The organism is Comamonas sp. CMM03 (assembly GCF_019218715.1).
GTDB lineage: Bacteria > Pseudomonadota > Gammaproteobacteria > Burkholderiales > Burkholderiaceae_C > Comamonas > Comamonas terrigena.
This window is the reverse complement of sequence record NZ_JAHUXB010000005.1, coordinates 99,081-117,574: the sequence shown is the minus strand read 5'-3', so window position 1 is coordinate 117,574 and position 18,494 is coordinate 99,081. Positions and strand designations below refer to the sequence as shown.

18 protein-coding genes are annotated in these 18,494 nt (G+C 64.4%); 7 read left to right on the top strand and 11 right to left on the bottom strand.

The features are described 5' to 3' along the window. Nucleotides 1-155: 155 nt before the first annotated feature. The 4 genes from pssA to KW830_RS17315 all read right to left on the bottom strand — a co-directional run bounded on the left by pssA (nt 156) and on the right by KW830_RS17315 (nt 4,844). On the bottom strand, nt 156-1,031 hold the full coding sequence (pssA, locus tag KW830_RS17330) for a CDP-diacylglycerol--serine O-phosphatidyltransferase (protein ID WP_066535628.1): 876 nt from the start codon (nt 1,029-1,031) through the stop codon (nt 156-158). A 232-nt stretch (nt 1,032-1,263) separates the two neighbouring features. Then, nucleotides 1,264-2,280 carry a ketol-acid reductoisomerase gene (gene ilvC, locus KW830_RS17325; protein ID WP_066535630.1) on the bottom strand — a complete coding sequence of 339 codons (1,017 nt, stop codon included), beginning with the start codon at nt 2,278-2,280 and terminating at the stop codon, nt 1,264-1,266. Nucleotides 2,281-2,402: 122 nt separating this feature from the next. Further along, complete coding sequence (gene ilvN / locus KW830_RS17320; RefSeq protein ID WP_066535634.1) at nt 2,403-2,894, bottom strand: acetolactate synthase small subunit; 492 nt, start codon at nt 2,892-2,894, stop codon at nt 2,403-2,405. 162 nt (nt 2,895-3,056) lie between these two features. Then, nucleotides 3,057-4,844, bottom strand: a complete 1,788-nt coding sequence (locus KW830_RS17315) for an acetolactate synthase 3 catalytic subunit (RefSeq protein WP_218333859.1) — start codon at nt 4,842-4,844, stop codon at nt 3,057-3,059. A 267-nt stretch (nt 4,845-5,111) separates the two neighbouring features. On the opposite strand from KW830_RS17315, the gene KW830_RS17310 reads away from it, so the two are divergent. The 6 genes from KW830_RS17310 (at nt 5,112) to KW830_RS17285 (ending at nt 8,741) form a co-directional block, all read left to right on the top strand. Further along, complete coding sequence (locus KW830_RS17310; RefSeq protein ID WP_066535637.1) at nt 5,112-5,681, top strand: RNA polymerase sigma factor; 570 nt, start codon at nt 5,112-5,114, stop codon at nt 5,679-5,681. Further along, nucleotides 5,678-6,145 carry a DUF3619 family protein gene (locus KW830_RS17305; protein WP_066535648.1) on the top strand — a complete coding sequence of 156 codons (468 nt, stop codon included), beginning with the start codon at nt 5,678-5,680 and terminating at the stop codon, nt 6,143-6,145. The genes KW830_RS17310 and KW830_RS17305 overlap by 4 nt, the downstream gene beginning before the upstream one ends. 19 nt (nt 6,146-6,164) lie before the next feature. Next, complete coding sequence (locus KW830_RS17300) at nt 6,165-7,055, top strand: DUF3106 domain-containing protein (protein ID WP_083520397.1); 891 nt, start codon at nt 6,165-6,167, stop codon at nt 7,053-7,055. A 142-nt stretch (nt 7,056-7,197) separates the two neighbouring features. After that, a complete protein-coding gene (locus tag KW830_RS17295) occupies nt 7,198-7,713 on the top strand; it encodes an RDD family protein (protein ID WP_066535651.1) in 516 nt (171 codons plus the stop codon). Nucleotides 7,714-7,734: 21 nt separating this feature from the next. Beyond that, entirely contained in the window at nt 7,735-8,142 is a 408-nt protein-coding gene (locus KW830_RS17290; RefSeq protein ID WP_066535657.1) for a diacylglycerol kinase, read from the top strand. Next, entirely contained in the window at nt 8,139-8,741 is a 603-nt protein-coding gene (locus KW830_RS17285; RefSeq protein WP_066535660.1) for a TIGR00730 family Rossman fold protein, read from the top strand. Before KW830_RS17290 ends, KW830_RS17285 begins: the two co-directional genes overlap by 4 nt. Before the next feature lie 187 nt (nt 8,742-8,928). Here the strand turns inward: KW830_RS17285 and KW830_RS17280 are convergent, their stop codons facing one another. Together KW830_RS17280 and KW830_RS17275 are read right to left on the bottom strand one after the other, a co-directional pair. After that, entirely contained in the window at nt 8,929-9,267 is a 339-nt protein-coding gene (locus KW830_RS17280; RefSeq protein ID WP_066535662.1) for a P-II family nitrogen regulator, read from the bottom strand. Between the two features lie 52 nt (nt 9,268-9,319). Then, nucleotides 9,320-10,972, bottom strand: coding sequence for an NAD+ synthase (locus KW830_RS17275; RefSeq protein ID WP_218333858.1), 1,653 nt, complete (start codon nt 10,970-10,972; stop codon nt 9,320-9,322). A 65-nt stretch (nt 10,973-11,037) separates the two neighbouring features. Here KW830_RS17275 and KW830_RS17270 point away from each other — a divergent pair, with 65 nt between their 5' ends. Continuing rightward, nucleotides 11,038-12,366: a GNAT family N-acetyltransferase gene (locus tag KW830_RS17270; RefSeq protein WP_218333857.1), complete on the top strand. Its 1,329-nt coding sequence runs from the start codon at nt 11,038-11,040 to the stop codon at nt 12,364-12,366. Between the two features lie 53 nt (nt 12,367-12,419). Here the strand turns inward: KW830_RS17270 and KW830_RS17265 are convergent, their stop codons facing one another. From KW830_RS17265 to KW830_RS17245, 5 genes are all read right to left on the bottom strand, one after another. After that, nucleotides 12,420-14,108, bottom strand: a complete 1,689-nt coding sequence (locus KW830_RS17265) for a methyl-accepting chemotaxis protein (RefSeq protein ID WP_218333856.1) — start codon at nt 14,106-14,108, stop codon at nt 12,420-12,422. 79 nt (nt 14,109-14,187) lie between these two features. After that, nucleotides 14,188-14,679 carry a chemotaxis protein CheW gene (locus KW830_RS17260; RefSeq protein WP_218333855.1) on the bottom strand — a complete coding sequence of 164 codons (492 nt, stop codon included), beginning with the start codon at nt 14,677-14,679 and terminating at the stop codon, nt 14,188-14,190. A 314-nt stretch (nt 14,680-14,993) separates the two neighbouring features. After that, the gene (locus KW830_RS21480; protein WP_218333854.1) at nt 14,994-16,808 is read right to left on the bottom strand and encodes a methyl-accepting chemotaxis protein; all 1,815 of its coding nucleotides are present in this window, start codon (nt 16,806-16,808) and stop codon (nt 14,994-14,996) included. A gap of 247 nt (nt 16,809-17,055) precedes the next feature. Next, nucleotides 17,056-17,583: an inorganic diphosphatase gene (gene ppa / locus KW830_RS17250; RefSeq protein WP_066535678.1), complete on the bottom strand. Its 528-nt coding sequence runs from the start codon at nt 17,581-17,583 to the stop codon at nt 17,056-17,058. A gap of 169 nt (nt 17,584-17,752) precedes the next feature. After that, nucleotides 17,753-18,283, bottom strand: a complete 531-nt coding sequence (locus KW830_RS17245) for a DUF962 domain-containing protein (RefSeq protein WP_218333853.1) — start codon at nt 18,281-18,283, stop codon at nt 17,753-17,755. Nucleotides 18,284-18,494: the final 211 nt, after the last annotated feature.

Sequence of the window (18,494 nt, the reverse complement as noted above, 5' to 3'; positions counted from 1 at the left end):
CGCTGGTGCTGACGGGCCGTGGAAGTAGGTGGTTGTACGCGCGCGCTACTGGCTCTGCCCGTTGGACATGAAGATTAGTAGAGCTAGCGACAGGTTTTGCATGCGAGTCACTTTAGCACAACTGGCACGGCACAGCCGCATTTTTTTGGTAACGATCAATCATCCTGGTGCAGACCGCGCTCGTCCGGTTCGTCCTTGGACGTGGAGACGATGCTGACCTGGTGGCCCTGCGAGCGGCGCCAGACGTAGATCACATAGCCGGAGATCGAGTAGCCCACGAAGATCAGGAACAGCATGGTGGCAGGCTCGATGCTGACCACCCCGATCAGCAAGGCCACCACCACCAGACTCACAAACGGCACGCTCTTGGCGCCGCCGATGTCCTTGAAGCTGTAGTAGGGAATGTTGGTGACCATGGTCAGGCCGGCGAACAGGGTGATGGCGAACATGATCCACGACAGGTCGGCGCGGTCCGTGGGGTAGCCGCCAAACCAGGAAATCACCTCACCGAAGATGGGCACATCGCGGTGCGACACCATCAGCGCACTGGTCAGCCAGATGAAACCCGCCACCAGGGCCGCGGCAGCAGGCGATGGCATGCCCTGGAAGTAGCGCTTGTCGACCACACCCGTGTTCACGTTGAAGCGCGCCAGGCGCAGCGCCGCACAGGCGCAGTACACAAAGGCCGCAATCCAGCCCCAGCGGCCGAGCGGGCGCAGCGCCCACTCATAGGCGATCAGCGCCGGTGCAGCGCCGAAGGACACCATGTCGGACAGCGAATCCATCTGCTCGCCAAACGCGCTTTGCGTGTGCGTCATGCGCGCCACGCGGCCGTCCAGGCTGTCCAGCACCATGGCGCAGAACACGCCCACGGCCGCCAATTCGAACTGGTTGTTCATGGCCATGACGATGGCATAAAAGCCTCCAAACAGCGCAGCCAGCGTAAACAGGTTGGGCAGCACATAAATACCCTTGCGCAGCCTGCGCGGCTTGACGGCCACGGCGTCGCCGGATTCGTTCTCGTTTTGCATCAAACTGATCTCCTACGCCACAACCGCTTTCACGGGCAGCTATCAAAACCATAGTATTTTAGGCGCATGCCTGTGGCAGCGCGCGACGGAGTGCAGTGTACCCGTGCTGCGGCAGCCCGCAGCAGCCCATGGCCGCAGCCTGCCATACGCATAAAAAAAGCCACCTTTGCAGGTGGCTTGGCCGTGCACCGGATCGCCCGCTGCCTTGCGGCAGCAGGCGGGTGCAGCGCGATCAGTTCTTGGACTGGTCGACCAGCTTGTTCTTGGAGATCCAAGGCATCATGGAACGCAGCTGACCACCGACCTGCTCGATGGCATGGTCTGCGTTCTGGCGACGGCGTGCGGTCATCGAAGGATAGTTCAGACGGCCTTCGCTGATGAACATCTTGGCGTATTCACCGCTCTGGATGCGCTTGAGGGCGTTGCGCATGGCCTTGCGGGATTCTTCGTTGATGACTTCGGGGCCGGTCACGTACTCACCATACTCGGCATTGTTCGAGATGGAGTAGTTCATGTTGGCGATGCCGCCTTCGTACATCAGGTCGACGATCAGCTTCAGCTCGTGCAGGCATTCGAAGTACGCCATTTCGGGGGCGTAGCCGGCTTCGGTCAGGGTTTCGAAGCCCATCTTCACCAACTCCACCGCGCCGCCGCACAGCACGGCCTGCTCGCCGAACAGGTCGGTCTCGGTTTCTTCCTTGAAGTTGGTTTCGATGATGCCACCCTTGCCGCCGCCGTTGGCCATGGCATAGGACAGGGCCACGTCACGGGCCTTGCCGGACTTGTCCTGGTAGATGGCGATCAGGGAAGGCACGCCGCCACCCTTCAGGTATTCGGAGCGCACGGTGTGGCCTGGGCCCTTGGGGGCGACCATGATCACGTCCAGGTCGGCACGGGGCACCACCTGGTTGTAGTGCACGTTGAAGCCGTGGGCGAACGCCAGGATGGCGCCTTGCTTGATGTTGGGCTCGACGTTGTTCTTGTACACCTCGGGGATGTTCTCGTCGGGCAGCAGGATCATGACCACGTCAGCGGCCTTCACGGCGTCGTTGACTTCCATGACCTTCAGGCCGGCCTTGCCGACCTTGTCCCAGGAGGCGCCGCCCTTGCGCAGACCGACCACGACGTTCACGCCGGATTCGTTCAGGTTTTGCGCATGTGCATGGCCTTGGCTGCCATAGCCGATGATGGCCACGGTCTTGCCCTTGATCAGGCTCAGATCACAGTCTTTGTCGTAGAAAACTTTCATGGTTGGCTCCAGTTGCTTGTTGGGGTAGGTGTTGGGTCGAAAAAAGGGGATTGTGTACGACCAGGCTTACAACCCGGTCATGGCCGCGTCAGCAGCGCTCCACAGATACAGGAATACAGGGTTTAGACGCGCAAGATGCGTTCGCCGCGGCCGATGCCGCTGGCACCGGTGCGCACGGTTTCCAGAATGGCGGTGCGGTCGATGGCCTGCAGGAAGGCATCGTTCTTCGACTGGTCGCCGGTCAGCTCCACGGTGTAGCTTTTTTCGGTGACGTCGATGATGCGGCCACGGAAAATGTCGGCCATGCGCTTCATCTCTTCGCGCTCCTTGCCCACGGCGCGCACCTTGACCATCATCAGCTCGCGCTCGGTGTAGGCGCCTTCGGTCAGATCGACCACCTTCACCACCTCGATCAGGCGGTTCAGGTGCTTGGTGATCTGCTCGATGACGTCGTCCGACCCGGTGGTCTGGATGGTCATGCGCGACAGCGACGGATCTTCCGTCGGCGCCACGGTCAGGGATTCGATGTTGTAGCCGCGGGCCGAGAACAGGCCGACCACGCGCGACAGGGCTCCGGGCTCGTTTTCGAGCAGCACGGCAATGATGTGTTTCATAGGTCCAGATTCCTCTTTTCGCCGCCCTCCCCCGACACCGGTAAGTGCCAGGCTTGGCGGACAATAGATTCGTCAATAAAAAGTGGCTTGCCGTAGCGGCACGCTGCCATCCTCCAGGAACCGGCGCTGCGTGTGCAGCCACCCGGTTTTCCGGAGCAGGGCTTACAGGTCGTCGGCGCCCAGCAGCATCTCGGTGATGCCCTTGCCGGCCTGGACCATGGGGAAGACGTTTTCCGTCGGATCGGTGCGGAAGTCCAGGAACACGGTCTTGCCCTCTTCACGCACGATGCGGCGCGCTTCCTGCAGCGCGGATTCGACCTGGGCCGGATCTTCGATCAGCATGCCGCGGTGGCCATAGGCCTCGGCCAGCTTGACGAAGTCGGGCAGCGAATCCATGTAGCTGTGGCTGTAGCGACCGGAGTATTCGATCTCCTGCCACTGGCGCACCATGCCCAGGAAACGGTTGTTCAGCGCACAGATGACCACCGGCGTGTTGTACTGGAAGCAGGTGGCCAGCTCCTGGATGTTCATCTGGATCGAGCCTTCGCCGGTGATGCAGAACACCTCGGATTCGGGCTTGGCCAGCTTGATGCCCATGGCGTAGGGCAGGCCCACCCCCATGGTGCCCAGGCCACCGGAGTTGATCCAGCGGCGCGGCTCGTCAAAGCGGTAGTACTGTGCAGCCCACATCTGGTGCTGCCCCACATCGGAGGTGATGTAGGCGTCGGCATCCTTGGTCAGGTTCCACAGCGTTTCCACCACGTACTGGGGCTTGATGACGTTGCCATTGCCACGGTCGTACTTCAGGCAGTCGCGGTCGCGCCAGCCTTCGATGGTGCTCCACCACTGTCCCAGGGCCGCCGCATCGGGCTTGGCAACACCTTCGCGGATCATGGCGATCAGTTCGGTCAGCACATCCTTGACGTCGCCCACGATGGGCACATCCACCTTCACGCGCTTGGAAATGGAGGAAGGATCGATGTCGATGTGGATGATCTTGCGCTCCACCGACATGAAGTGCTTGGGATTGCCAATCACGCGGTCATCGAAGCGGGCGCCCACGGCCAGCAGCACATCGCAGTTCTGCATGGCGTTGTTGGCTTCGATGGTGCCGTGCATGCCCAGCATGCCCAGGAACTTGCGGTCGCTGGCCGGATAAGCCCCCAGGCCCAGCAGGGTGTGGGTGACGGGGTAGCCCAGCAGGTCCACCAGCTGGCGCAACTCGTTGCAGGCATTGCCCAGCAACACGCCGCCACCGGTATAGATATAGGGGCGCTTGGCGGTCAGCAGCAGTTGCAGCGCCTTGCGGATCTGACCGGAGTGGCCCTTCTTCACCGGGTTGTAGGAGCGCATCTCCACGCTCTGCGGGTAACCGGTGTACGTCGCCTTCTTGAAGGACACATCCTTGGGGATGTCCACCACCACGGGACCGGGACGGCCGGTGCGGGCGATGTGGAAGGCCTTTTTCATGGTGGCCGCCAGATCGCGCACATCCTTGACCAGGAAGTTGTGCTTGACCACCGGGCGCGTGATGCCCACGGTGTCGCATTCCTGGAAGGCGTCGGTACCGATGTAATTGGTGGAGGTCTGGCCGCTGATCACTACCAGAGGGATGGAGTCGGTGTAAGCGGTGGCAATGCCGGTGACCGCATTGGTCAGGCCGGGGCCGGAGGTGACCAGCGCCACGCCCACTTCACCCGTTGCACGGGCAAAGCCGTCTGCCGCATGCACGGCCGCCTGTTCGTGGCGCACCAGCACATGCTGAATCGTATCTTGTTTGTAGAGTGCGTCGTAGATGTACAACACCGCACCGCCGGGGTAGCCCCACAGATGCTGGACGCCTTCGGCCTGCAAGGCCTTGACCAGAATTTCGGCGCCCATCAGTTCCAGGGTGCCCGCCTGTGTGGAAGCAGCCGCTGCAGAAGACAGCTCGGCCTTGGAGATTTCCATGATCAACCTTTGTGAATTTCTCTAACGAAAAACCTTGGGTGCCCCTGGCCGCCTCCTTGTGGGAGTGGTTCAGGACTTAGGACCAAGGACATGGGCGACATGAGTGGACGCCGGACCGTGACCCGTTTGCCTTTTTGAAATGCAGCGAACATTATCGCACTGCAACACGCATTTGTACCGTTCATGCCGAAAATTCAAATGTAAATGCGATAATCACGTTTTCTCCTTGCCGCAATGCGGCCTTCGCCTTTCCTTGCGGCCCCTGCCTTGGCTACTGAACAAGAACTGTCCCAATTCCTCAAAGACGTGGAAAAACGTGCCTTCAAGCGCACGGTGTTCCACGTGCGCGACGAGGACTCTGCACTCGACATCGTGCAGGACAGCATGATCAAGCTGACCCAGCATTACGGGGACAAACCGCCGGAAGAGCTGCCCATGCTCTTTCAGCGCATCCTGTCCAACAGCACGCTGGACTGGTTCCGCCGCCAGAAGACGCGCAATGCCCTGTTCACCAACATCGGGGACTTCGAGCAGCGCGACGGCGAAGACGATGGCTACGACTGGCTGGAAAGTCATGCCAGCGACACTGCGCAAAAGACCGTGCAGAGCGCCGAAGATTCAACACAGCGCGCTCAGGTTTTGCAGAGCATCGAAAAAGAGATACAAGAACTGCCAGCACGTCAACGCGAGGCCTTCCTGATGCGTTACTGGGAGGAAATGGATGTTGCAGAAACGGCCGCGGCCATGGGCTGCTCCGAAGGGAGCGTCAAAACCCACTGTTTTCGCGCCATCCAGACCCTCAGCAAGGCATTGAAGGCCAAAGGAATCGAGTTATGACCACCAGCATCTCCACCGAAAGTGTTGCCGATCGTTTCGGCCGCAAGATCGCTGCACGCCTGAGCGCCGGTCAAGCCGATCTGCCCTATGTCGTGACCGAGCGCCTGCGCGCCTCCCGGGAGCAGGCCCTGTCCATGCGCAAGCGCGCCGTCAGCACCGTCGCCCGCCCGGCACAGGAAGCGACCCTGCACAGCGTCCAGATGGGCGCCGACGGCTCGGCGACCCTGGGCACCGGCCCGTCGGGCTGGATGCCGCAGTGGCTGCGCCATGCGCTCACTGCCCTGCCCATTGCCGCCATGGTGGCCGGCATTGCATTCATCGGCGTGCAGCAAGATGCCAGCTCCACCCTGGAAGTGGCCGAGCTCGACACCGAGCTGTTGACCGACGCCCTGCCGCCCGACGCTTACACAGACCCTGGCTTCATCCAGTTCCTGCAAAGCAACCCATCCACCCCGGCGCACTGACGCCCAGTTTTCTGCCTGCATGCCCACCAGCCCACTGAACGCCTCCTCCACCCTGACCCGCGCCGCCACCACTGTGGCGGCTGCTGTGTTGTTGGGCCTGGCGATCGGCGGCGGCTGGGTTGTGTCACAGGTGCGCATGGCGCCCAGCGCCGTGCCGGCCGAGATGTCCGTCTCCTCGGCCTCCGGCAAGGCCCGTCGCTCGCTGTCGGCAGGCACCCACCAGACCCTGCAGCGCGCCAGCTCTGGCCCCGGCTGGAACGAGCTGACAAGCGTGCAGCGCGAAGTGCTCGCTCCCCTCAAGGAGCGCTGGGTCACCATGGGCGAGCTGACCAAGCGCCGCTGGATCAGCCTGGCCGACGGATTTGACCAATTGCCTCCCGAAGACCAGGAAAAGCTGCAGCAGCGCATGCAGACCTGGTCCAGCCTGAGCGTGCAGCAGCGCAACCAGGCACGCCTGAACTTTTTCACCAGCCGCCAGCTTTCGCCCGAGGATCTGCAAGCCAAGTGGGATGCCTACCAGGCTTTGAGCTCCGAGGAAAAGCGCCGCCTGGCCGCCAAAGCTGCCCCCAAGACACGGGGCGCCGCCACAGCCCTGCGCCCGCAGTCCAAACGCAAGCTGGCCACCATTCCCGCGGCCAGCACCACGCCGCAGACCGTGGCCAACCCACCCAAGATCCTGCTGCCGCCACCCCAACCGCCGGTGCGCCAGCAGCCGGCACCTGCGGCACCGGTGATCCCTCCCGTGGCGCCCCCACCGGTGCAGACTGCTCCGGTGGTGGTCCCGCAGGCGGCCCCCGTGATCAGCCTGCCGCCTTTGGGTGACAATGCACCCGTTGAGCAAGTGACCGACAGAGATGCCTCCGTCAGCCACTCGCACCCCGACTTCCCTCCCATCCACTCCCCCCAGTAAGCAGGGCTGACCTGCCCGCGCTCCCATCGCAGAGGCGCTTGCCGACGGGCGCGGTGCTGCTGCAGCGCATGCCCCATGCCGCTCCAGCACGCGCCGTAACGGTTCGCCCTGCCGCTGGCCGCCCGGAATTTGATCGCCGTCCGTGAACACCGCCGCACCACCCTCCACCTCCCCCTTGGCCCTGCAAGCCCCCAGCCTGCGCCGTCGCCTAGCCTGCTGGCTCTATGAAGGGCTGCTGCTGTTTGCCCTGCTCTTCATTGCCGCACTCATCCACGGCATGCTGGGCCTGCTGATTCCGGCGCTACAAAGCGCCCATGTGCTGCAGGTGGTGCTGTTCGTGGTGTTTGGCGCCTACTTTGTCTGGTTCTGGACCCGCGGTGGGCAGACCCTGGCCATGAAGACCTGGCGCATCCAGGTGGTCGACCCCCAGGGCCGCCCGCTGACCCGCGTACGTGCCCTGGCCCGCTACGCGCTGTGCTGGTTGTGGTTTCTGCCCCCGCTGGCCGTCGTGGCGCCGTTTCACCTGCCCGCCATCGAAAGCACCGTGCTGGTCTGCGGCTGGGTGCTGGTCTGGGCCGTGCTCAGCCGCTTTCACCCGCAGCGCCAGTTCTGGCACGATGTGCTGGCCGGAACCCGCCTGATATCGGTACAGTCCTGACACCTTGCTTCACCCGACGCCATGACCGCACCGACACCTTTTGACAACCCGCAGAAGCAGCGCACCGGGCTCACCCGCATCCTGCATGCCGGCGCCTATTCGCTGGCCGGCCTGCGCGCAGGCTGGAAGGAAAAAGCCTTCCGCACCGAAGCCATCCTGGCCATCGCCCTGCTCCCCCTCGCGCTGTGGCTGGGCCAGAGCTGGCTGGAGCGCATGTTCCTGGCCGCCACCGTGCTGCTGGTGCTGATCACCGAACTGCTCAACAGCGCAGTGGAAGCCGCCATCGACCGCATCGGCCCGGAATGGCACCAGCTGTCCAAGAACGCCAAGGACATGGGCAGCGCCGCCGTGCTGCTGAGCCTGCTGCTGTGCGGCGCCGCTTTTGTTTCTGCCTTGTACGCGCGCTTTGCCGCCGCTTTGTTTGCATGACCGCCACCAACACCCCCGCTTTTTCGATCTGCGTCTACTGCGGCTCCCGCCCGGGAGAGAACACCGCCTACACCGAAGCCGCCACTGCCGTGGGCCAGTGGATTGGCAAGCTGGGCGGCCAACTGGTCTATGGCGGCGGGCGCACCGGCCTGATGGGCACCGTGGCCGAAGCCACGCGCCAGGCCGGCGGCCGCGTGGTGGGGGTGATTCCCCAGGCCCTGGTCGACAAGGAACTGGCCAACACCGCCTGCGACGAGCTGCACATCGTGGCCAATATGCACGAGCGCAAGGCCATGATGGCCGAACGCAGCAATGCCTTTCTGGCACTGCCCGGCGGCATTGGCACGTTCGAGGAATTCTTTGAAGTCTGGACCTGGCGCCAGCTGGGCTACCACGACAAGCCCATCGGCCTGCTGAACACCGCTGGCTACTATGACCACATGCTGCAGTTCCTGGACAGCAGCGTGGCCAGCGGCTTCATGGGCCCCTGGCAGATGGACCTGATCCGCCATGGCACCGACATCGGTGCACTGCTGCAGGCCCTGGTCGAAGAAGCGGGCCTGGCGCCCGAAAGCCAGAACCTGCGCGGCAAGATCTGACCCCACCGCCCACGCCGACCGCACAAAAAAAGCAGCCCCAGGGCTGCTTTTTTGATGGGAAAGTGGTCGCGCTGCTGGAGATCGCGGCTTGGGATCGCTGCGGGCGCCCGGCTGGAGCAATGGGCCCTGCTGAAAGCTGCGCAAGCCTGCCCAGCGCCACACCCGCTGGCCGGGAAAGGCCGCCGGCTCAGATGGCGGCGTTGTCCAGGTCACCGGTGCGGATGCGCACCACACGCTCCACGGGGGTGACAAAGATCTTGCCATCACCGATCTTGCCCGTGCGGGCAGCGGCCACCACGGCATCCACGCAGCGGTCCACATCTTCGGTGGCCACCACCACGTCGATCTTCACCTTGGGCAGAAAGTCCACCACGTACTCCGCACCGCGGTACAGCTCGGTGTGGCCTTTCTGACGGCCAAACCCCTTGACCTCCGTCACAGTCAAGCCCGTCACGCCGCATTCGGCCAGCGCCTCGCGCACCTCTTCCAGCTTGAACGGCTTGATGATGGCGGTGATCATTTTCATAGTGGGATTACTCCAGAGCTAGGTTGTGAAATTTGCGGTGCGCCCACGGGCTTCAGGCCCGGAACGCGTTGGTAATCGGGTAGCGCCAGTCCTTGCCGAAGCTGCGCGGCGAAACACGGATGCCCACCGGCGCCTGGCGGCGCTTGTACTCGTTGATGCGGATCAGCCGCGTGACCCGGTCCACATCCGCAGCAGGATAACCGTCGGCCACCAAGGATGCCATAGGCTCGTCATTTTCCATGTAGCGGACGATGATGGCATCCAGCACCTCATACGATGGCAGGCTGTCCTGGTCCTTCTGATCCGGGCGCAGCTCGGCGCTGGGCGGGCGGGTGATGATGCGTTCCGGAATCGGATTGGCACCGGTGCCGTAAGGGTCGTTGGCATTGCGCCAGCGCGCCAAGTCGAACACCCGGGTCTTGAGCACATCCTTGATCACGGCAAAGCCGCCCGCCATGTCGCCATACAGCGTGCAGTAGCCGGTGGCCATTTCGCTCTTGTTGCCCGTGGTCAGCACCACGGAACCATGCTTGTTGGACAAGGCCATCAGCAGCGTGCCGCGAATGCGGGCCTGCAGATTCTCTTCGGTGGTGTCTTCTGCCAGACCGGCAAAGTCGCTGGCCAGTGCTGCCTTGAAGGCCTCGAACTGCGGTGCGATGGCGATTTCGTCATAGCGCACGCCCAGGCGTTCGGCCATGTCACGGGCGTCAATCCAGCTGATGTCGGCCGTGTAGGGCGAAGGCATCATCACCGTGCGCACCTTGTCCTTGCCCAGCGCGTCCACGGCAATCGCCAGCACCAGGGCGGAGTCGATACCACCGGACAGCCCCAGGACGGCGCTGGGAAAACGGTTTTTGCCCAGGTAATCGCGCACGCCCAGCACCAGGGCATCCCACAGGGCGGCATCGGGCGTCTGCTCCGGGCAAATGTCGCCTGCCAGCTCCACCGCCCCCTGGACCACCGTGGCGCGCAGGGCCACCAGGCTCTCACGGAACGAGGGCCCGCGCACGACCACGGAGCCCTGCCCGCTCACCGCCACGCTGCCGCCGTCAAAAATCAGTTCATCCTGCCCCCCCACCAGATGGGCGTAGACCAGCGGCAAGCCGGTTTCGGCGGCGCGCTGGCCCAGCACGCGCTCGCGCTCCTGCTGCTTGTGGTGGTGGAAAGGCGACGCATTGAGCACCGCCAGCAACTGGGCACCGGCGGCCTTGGCGGCCATGGCGGGTGCCGGCTGCCAGGCATCTTCGCAGATCAGCAGGCCCACGCGCACGCCGGCCAGATCGATGACACAGCTGCGGTCACCCGGCACAAAGTGGCGCTGCTCGTCGAACACGCCGTAATTGGGCAGGCACTGTTTGTGGTAGCTGCGTTCCACCACACCGCTGCGCAGCACACTGGCGGTGTTGTAGCGGCGGCGCTCTTCAGGGTAGTCCACCACCGTGGGGTGCCCCACCACCAGCGCCAGACCCGGCCAGGACAGCGTGGCCTGGGCGATGCGCTCCAGTTCGCGGTCACAAGCCGCCTGGAAGGCCGGGCGCAGGTACAGGTCTTCGGCCGCATAGCCGCTCAGTGCCAGCTCGGGCGTCAGCAGCAGCTGCGCACCATCGGCATAGGCCTGGGTGGCGGCATCGATGATTTTCTGGGCATTGCCGGGCAGATCGCCCACGACAAAATTCAGCTGGGCGATGCGAATAGAAAGCGTCATGGAAGGCATTGGGGCCGAAGCGGCCTGCATAAACTGTGCGGAACGAGACCCTGCCTGCGCCCCGCATGACTGAAAAGCCCATTATCACCCGCGTGTTTACCTCCGTGCAGCAGATTGCAGCAACGGCCTGGGATGCCCTGTTGGCACTGCAGATGACCCCCACCCCCTTCATGCGCCACGCCTACCTGTCAGCCATGCAGGACAGCGGCAGCGCCGTGCGGGAAACCGGCTGGGATGCGCACTTCATCACCCTGTGGCACACCGGGCCGCAGGGCGAGCAACTGGTGGCCGCCTGCCCGCTGTACCTCAAGGCCCACTCCTGGGGTGAATATGTGTTCGACATGGCCTGGGCCCGCGCCTACCACGAGCATGGCCTGGCCTACTACCCCAAGGCCGTGGTGGCCGTGCCCTTCACGCCCGTGCCCGGCAGCCGGCTGCTGGCCGCCAGCGACGCGCTGCGTGTGCAACTGGTGCAGGCCGTGCAGGACTGGTGTGCCGCACAGCAGCTGTCGTCCGCCCATGTGCTGTTCGGGGATGCGGCAGACCATGCCGCTCTGCAACAAGTGGGCTGGATGCCGCGCGCCGGCGTGCAGTTTCACTGGCAAAACCGGTCCTCGCCCCTCTCCATGGCCCCTCACGCCCCGCCTGCCGAAGCGGCCTGCAACCCCACGAGCGGCCCTTATGCCGACTTCGATGATTTCCTGGCCCAGCTGCAGCAGGCCAAGCGCAAGAAAATCCGCCAGGAACGCCAGCGCGTGGCCCAGGCCGGTGTGCAGTTCCAGGTGCTGGCGGGGCGGCAGATCCGCGCGGCCGACTGGGACTTCTTCTACCGCTGCTATGCCCAGACCTACCATGAACATGGCAACCCACCGTATCTGAGCCGTGACTTCTTCGCCCGCATGGCGCAGGACCTGCCCGGCCACTGGGTGCTGTTTGTAGCAGCACGCGGCGGCCAGCGCATGGCATGCAGCCTGATTGCGGTCAGCGCGGATGCCACACCCGGCCCAAACGACCGCCATGGCGAAGCGTGCGCTGCGGATACGCTGGCGCATCTGGCCCTGCCAGCGCCCACCGCCGCACTGCACGGTGCCACGGCCTATGGCCGCTACTGGGGGGCGCTGGAGCGGGTGGATTGCCTGCACTTTGAAGCCTGCTACTACCAGCCGCTGCAGTGGTGCATCCAGCACGGGCTGGCGGCATTTGAAGGCGGCGCCCAGGGCGAGCACAAAATGGCACGCGCCCTGCTGCCGGTGGCCACGGCCAGCTACCACTGGCTGGCCCACCCGGCATTTGCCGATGCGGTGGAGCATTTTCTGGAACGCGAGGGCGAAGGCATGGCCCACTATCTGCAGGAACTGCAAGCCCACAGCCCCCTGCGCCACAGCGCTGGTTAGAGTCTCCAGGGACGCCCAGGGACGTTGGCGGGGCCCACTGCGGGCCCAGGCGTTCAGAACACGTCGGTGGCCACTGCCATGGCAGCGGTCTTCTTGCGCAGCCCCAGCCCCAGCACACGCCCCCGCGATCCCACACTGGGTGGCTGCGCCGGCACTGCCGCGAAGGCCACCGATGCGCTGGAAGCGCCATGGTGCACTTCACTGTCGGACAGGCGGAAGACCTCCACCGTCTGCAGCAGCTCCTGGGCCTGGCGGCGCAGACTGTCGGCCGCAGCGGCACTTTCCTCCACCAGGGCGGCATTCTGCTGGGTGACGGTGTCCATCTGTGACACAGCCTCGCCCACCTGGGTCACGCCCTGGCTCTGTTCCGCGCTGGCGGTGCTGATCTCGCCCACGATGGCGGTCACCTTCTGGATGGAGTCCACCACCTCGGCCATGGTGTTTCCGGCCTTGTCAACCAGTACCGTGCCCTGCTCCACCCGGCCCACGCTTTCGGAAATCAGCGCCGCAATCTCCTTGGCCGCTGCGGCACTGCGGCTGGCAAGCGAGCGCACCTCGCTGGCCACCACGGCAAAACCGCGGCCTTGCTCGCCAGCACGGGCCGCTTCCACGGCGGCGTTCAGCGCCAGGATATTCGTCTGGAAGGCAATGGAGTCGATCACCCCCACGATGTCGGCGATCTTGCGGCTGCTGTCATTGATGCCGCGCATGGTGGTCACCACCTCGCCCACCACATCGCCGCCGTGCACCGCCACATCGGCCGCAGTGCGGGCCAGCTGGTTGGCTTCGCGGGCATTCTCCGCATTCAGGCGCACGGTGGAGCCCAGCTCTTCCATGGAGGCCGCTGTTTCTTCCAGCGAGCTGGCCTGCTCTTCGGTGCGGCTGGACAGATCGGCATTGCCGTTGGCGATCTGGCTGCTGGCGGAGGCCACGCCTTCGGCATTGCGGCGCACTGCCCTGACCGTCTCTGCCAGACTGGACTGCATGCGCTGCAAGGCGGAGAACAGTTGGCCCAGCTCGTCGGTGGTGTGCACCTCGATGCGGCTGCTCAGATCGCCGCCCGCCACCCTGTCGGCCAGCGCCACGGCACGCTGCAGCGGTGTGCGGATGGAACGGGTGATCCAGAGACCCGCAGTCACGGACAGTGCCAGCGCCAGCAGCACGGCCACACCCATCACCCATACGCCGTTGGAAAAAGCGGCATCGGCCTTGCGCGACTCACTGTTGGCATCGTTGGTATTGATTTCGAGCAGCGTGTCCAGCGTGGCCGACGAGGCGTTGTAGAGCTGGAGCGACTCGCCGTTCATGAACTCGCGGGCCTTGTCGCTCTCCCCGCTGCGCGACAGCCGAAACAGCCGCTCCATCAGCACCACATATTCCTTGCGCTGGGCCAGCAGGGTTTCGTAGGCGCTGCGTTCGGCCGGGGAATCCACCAGCGGTGCATATCTGGCCTTGATGTCATCCATGTCGCCCTGCAGCTTGGTCATCTGCTGCTCGATGCTGGCCTTGTATTCCGGGCTCTCGTTGTACACATGGCGCAGCTCCAGCAAGCGCGCCTGGATCATGTCGGCCCCCAGCTTGTTGATCAGCTCCACACTGATCAGGTTGTTGCTGGTGATCTGTTTGGTGACAGCGTTCAGTGTCGACAGCTGCAGCAGCGCTGCGCCGGCCACACCCAGCAGCAAGACCACCAGCATCCCGAATGCTGCGGCCAGCCGCGTTGATATCTTCCAGTTCTGCATGTTTCCCTCCCTGTTGTGTATCCAATTCCATGACGGCGCTGCGGCGCACCATGCCAATGTTGATGGGCCGACCGGCGCTTCAGGCCGGGTGCGCTGCCGTGCGCAACACGCCCATGTCCTGCGCTGTCAGCATGGCGGCGATGTCCACCACGATCAACATGCGCTCGCCCACCTTGGCAATGCCCTTGATGAAAGCCCCATCCACCTGGGACGAATCCTGGAACTGCGGCGCGGGTCGCAGCGCCTCGTGCGGGATCTGCACCACGTCGGCCACGGCATCCACCACCACGCCCATCATCGACTGGGCCACATTCAGGATGATCACCACCGTGAACGGCGTGTACTCGGAGCTGGCACAGGCCAGCTTGAGGCGCAGGTCCACGATGGGCACAATCACACCGCGCAGATCGATCACCCCTTTGATGAACGCCGGGGCGTGGGCGATGCGGGTGGGTGTTTCATAGGAACGGATCTCCTGCACCCGCAGGATGTCGATGCCGTACTCCTCTTTGCCCAGGCGAAAGGTCAGGCACTCGGAAAAGCCGCTGCTGGCGGCATGGTGCTGCGTCATCTTTACCCTCCCCGGCCTGCGGCCAAACGGTCCTGAACATGCCGACACCCGCACCAGGCCCATATACCGCAGGCTAATGCAGGGAGCGTGCCAGCAAGCTGCCGCAGCAGCCCGCCCGTCCTGCGCCCAGGGCCGGACGGCAGAGCCTCCCTGCGCCACAGAACAGACAGGCACAGCGCGCCTCCAGACCTGCCCACAAAAAACCCCATGCACCGGGGCGGTGGCATGGGGTTGAGGAACGGCCTGCTTTGTGGCCATTCAGACATGGATGCACGCAACGCGGCTGGCCGGAGCGGTGCAGTGCGGAAAAGGCGTTAGAACTGCTCCCACTCGTCGTCCGCAGTGGCCGTGGTTGCCGCAGCAGTCGGGAGCGCCGCCTTGGCCGACGTGGCACGCACGGGAGTGGGTCCAGGTGGGAGGCCGGCCTGGGCCCGTTGCGGCGCAGGGGCTTCGGCAGAAACAGATACGGGGATGGCAGGTGCAGCAGCGCTGCGCGGAGCGGCCGGCGGTACAGGGGCCACCGCGGCCACCGGAGCCGCCCATTGCGCGCCACCGGCGGTGCGAAAACGTGCCACGGCCTGCACCAGATCGCCGGACTGGCGCTGCAGGCTGTCGGCCGCTGCAGCGCTTTCCTCCACCAGCGCGGCGTTCTGCTGGGTGGCGGTGTCCATCTGGGTGATGGCATCGGCCACCTGGGACACGCCTTCACTTTGCTCGGCACTGGCCGCCGTGATTTCACCCACCAGATCGGTCACGCGGCGGATGGCGCCCACCACTTCGGTCATGGTGGCACCAGCGCGGTCCACCAGCTGGCTGCCGGTCTGGACCCGCTGCACGCTTTCGTCGATCAGCAGCTTGATCTGCTTGGCCGCTTCGGCACTGCGCTGGGCCAGCGTACGCACTTCCCCGGCCACCACGGCAAAGCCGCGGCCCTGCTCACCAGCGCGGGCCGCTTCCACGGCGGCGTTCAGCGCCAGGATATTGGTCTGGAAGGCAATGCCATCGATCACGCCAATGATGTCGGCAATCTTGTGGCTGCTGTCGTTGATGCCGCGCATGGTGCTGACCACCTCACCCACCACCTCACCACCCTGGACAGCCACGGTCGAGGCACTCATCGCCAGCTGGTTGGCCTGGCGGGCGCTTTCGGCATTCTGCCGCACGGTAGAGCCCAGCTGGGCCATGGCCGCCGCGGTCTGCTGCAGCGCGCTGGCCTGCTCTTCGGTGCGACTGGACAGGTCGCTGTTGCCCTGGGCAATTTCGCTGCTGGCCGTGGCCACCGATTCCGCGTTGTGGCGCACATGTTCCACCACTTCACCCAGGCTGTCGCGCATGGCGCTCAAGGCGTTGAGCAGCGCACCCATTTCGTCCTTGCCGCCTTGCGGCACGGCCTCCGCCAGGTCGCCCTGAGCAATGCGGCGCGCCACCTGCACCGCCTGCGATGCCGGCCGCGTGACGGCACGTGTCACCAGCCAGGCGCACAGCAGCGCCAGCACCACGCTGGCCGCCATACCGGCCACCACCCACCACCAGGCGGCGGCATAGACCTGCTGGCCCGCCGTGCGGGTACGGTCGGCCTCGTCCAGGCTGTGCTTCATCAGCTTGCCAACGGTCTCGGCCAGGGCCACAAAGCTCACCTCCGCCTGGCCGGCATACAGATTGGAGACGGTGTCGCCCAGCAACAGATCCCCGCTGCCCTGGGTGTAATCCTTGGCCTGCGCCTCCTTCAGGAATTGCGCATGGGTGTCCAGATAGGCGCTGCGGTTTTGCTGGTAGGACTGCATCAGCTGCTTTTCGGCCTCGGAACGGGGCAGCGAGTCATAGGACTTTTCCACGCCCTGAATCAGCTGCAGCAGCGCTTCGGACTGCTTGGTGATGCTCTGCACCTCCTGCAGGCTGTTGGCATTCAGGATGCCGGCTTCCATGCGGCGAAAGCGGTTCCACTGGCCGCGCAGATTGCCGGTATCCGCCACGCTGGGCATGGAATGGTTGCTGACCGTTTCCATTGCGGCATTCAGCCGCTGGAGCTGCCACAGCGACAGCCCACCTACCACCAGCGTCAAGAACACGACCAGGGCAAAACCACCAAACAGCTTGGTGCCCACCCGCATATCAGACCATCGCAACATACGCCCTCTCCTTGTTGTAAGGAGTGCCAGCGGCACCCGCCCACCACCAAGCCCCGGCAGAGGCCGACCAACGGCGAGCCGACAGATGTTACAAAAAAACGCGCATTCCCGAAGAGGAACGCGCGTTCTCGCGGCGATGGTGTCAGCTTGGCGTGCCTGTCACCCAGGCAGCCGGGGCCGGCAATGTCAGCCTGCGAAGGCCGACCGGTCCAACCATTCTGACAATAGGGATACCGCCTGCGGCGGATCAGCCCTTGTAGGCAGCGATGCCGTCGGTGATTTCCTTGTGGGCCACATCCACGCCCTTCCAGCCCAGCACCTTGACCCACTTGCCCTTTTCCAGGTCCTTGTAGTGCTCGAAGAAGTGAGCGATCTGCTGCAGGGTCAGCTCATGGATATCGCTCAGGTGGTTGATCTTGTCGTAGGAAGGCAGCAGCTTCTGGGTGGGCACCGCCAGCACCTTGCCGTCCACGCCGCCTTCGTCTTCCATCTGCAGGATGCCGATCGCGCGGCAAGGCACGACCACGCCGCTGGGCAGGGGGAAGGGAGTCATCACCAGCACGTCCACCGGGTCACCGTCGCCGGCCAGGGTCTGGGGCACATAGCCGTAGTTCACGGGGTAGTGCATGGCCGTGCCCATGAAGCGGTCCACGAACAGGGCGCCGGTTTCCTTGTCCACTTCGTACTTCACGGGAGCGGAGTTGGCCGAGATTTCGATGATGACGTTGAAGACTTCAGGGGCCTTGGCGCCGGGGGTCACATTGTTCAGAGACATGGTGCTGTGTGGGTGGGTTGAAACAAAAGCCCGCAAGGGGCCAACCCGTGCATTTTAGGGGTTCACCCTTGCCGGCTTCTTGCAGCCGCACGGAATATCCGCACCGCCCGGCACAGCGCCTGCCGCACAGCCCCCATCCAGCGGGCATGCCCCTGCGTGCCAACACCTCTCAGCTGGCCGGTGCCTGGTGCTGGCGCACCGGGCCGCTGCGTGCCTCGATGGCCTGCTGCACCTCGCGGCGCAGGCCCAGACCAAAGCCCATCTCCGCCATCACGAACAGCGGACCGATCAGCAGACCCACGATGTCGTCCATGAAAGCCGGCTTGCGCCCCTCGTAATAGTGGCCGATGAACTGGATCACCCAGCCCACCGCAAACAGGCCCAGGCCCCAGCCCAGCCAGACGCCAGTAGCCTGCTGGGCCAGCGGTGCAGCCACGGCCAGCATGGCCGCCAGCACCGCGACCATGGTCAGACCGTAGCGCAGGTCCAGCAGCAGGTAATAGCTGCAGGCCAGCACGGCGGCAACCACGGCGGGCGACACCGGCACCCCACCCAGGGCCACGATGCCCCAGGCCGGACGCGACAGCAGAATCACCACCGCCATCTGGATCATGGGAACGCCAAAGAAATGGGTCAGGATGTTGCGCGGATCGCGGTGGTAGTCGGCGTACTGCGACAGCTGATCGGTCAAGGTTTTCATGGGGCATCTCCGGCTGGGGCTACAGAGCGAAAAATGGGGAGAAAAGTCAAAAAAGCACGCTTGTTCACTTCGGCGCATATTCCTGCGCCCGACACCATTTGTCCACTGGGGGCATCCCGCGCAGCCTCTGGCCGGTCACCGACTGCGGGAAATTCCCAGGCGCTTCACTTTTAATAGCCCCCTGCTCTTTCCCTGTCTAAATCAACGGCGC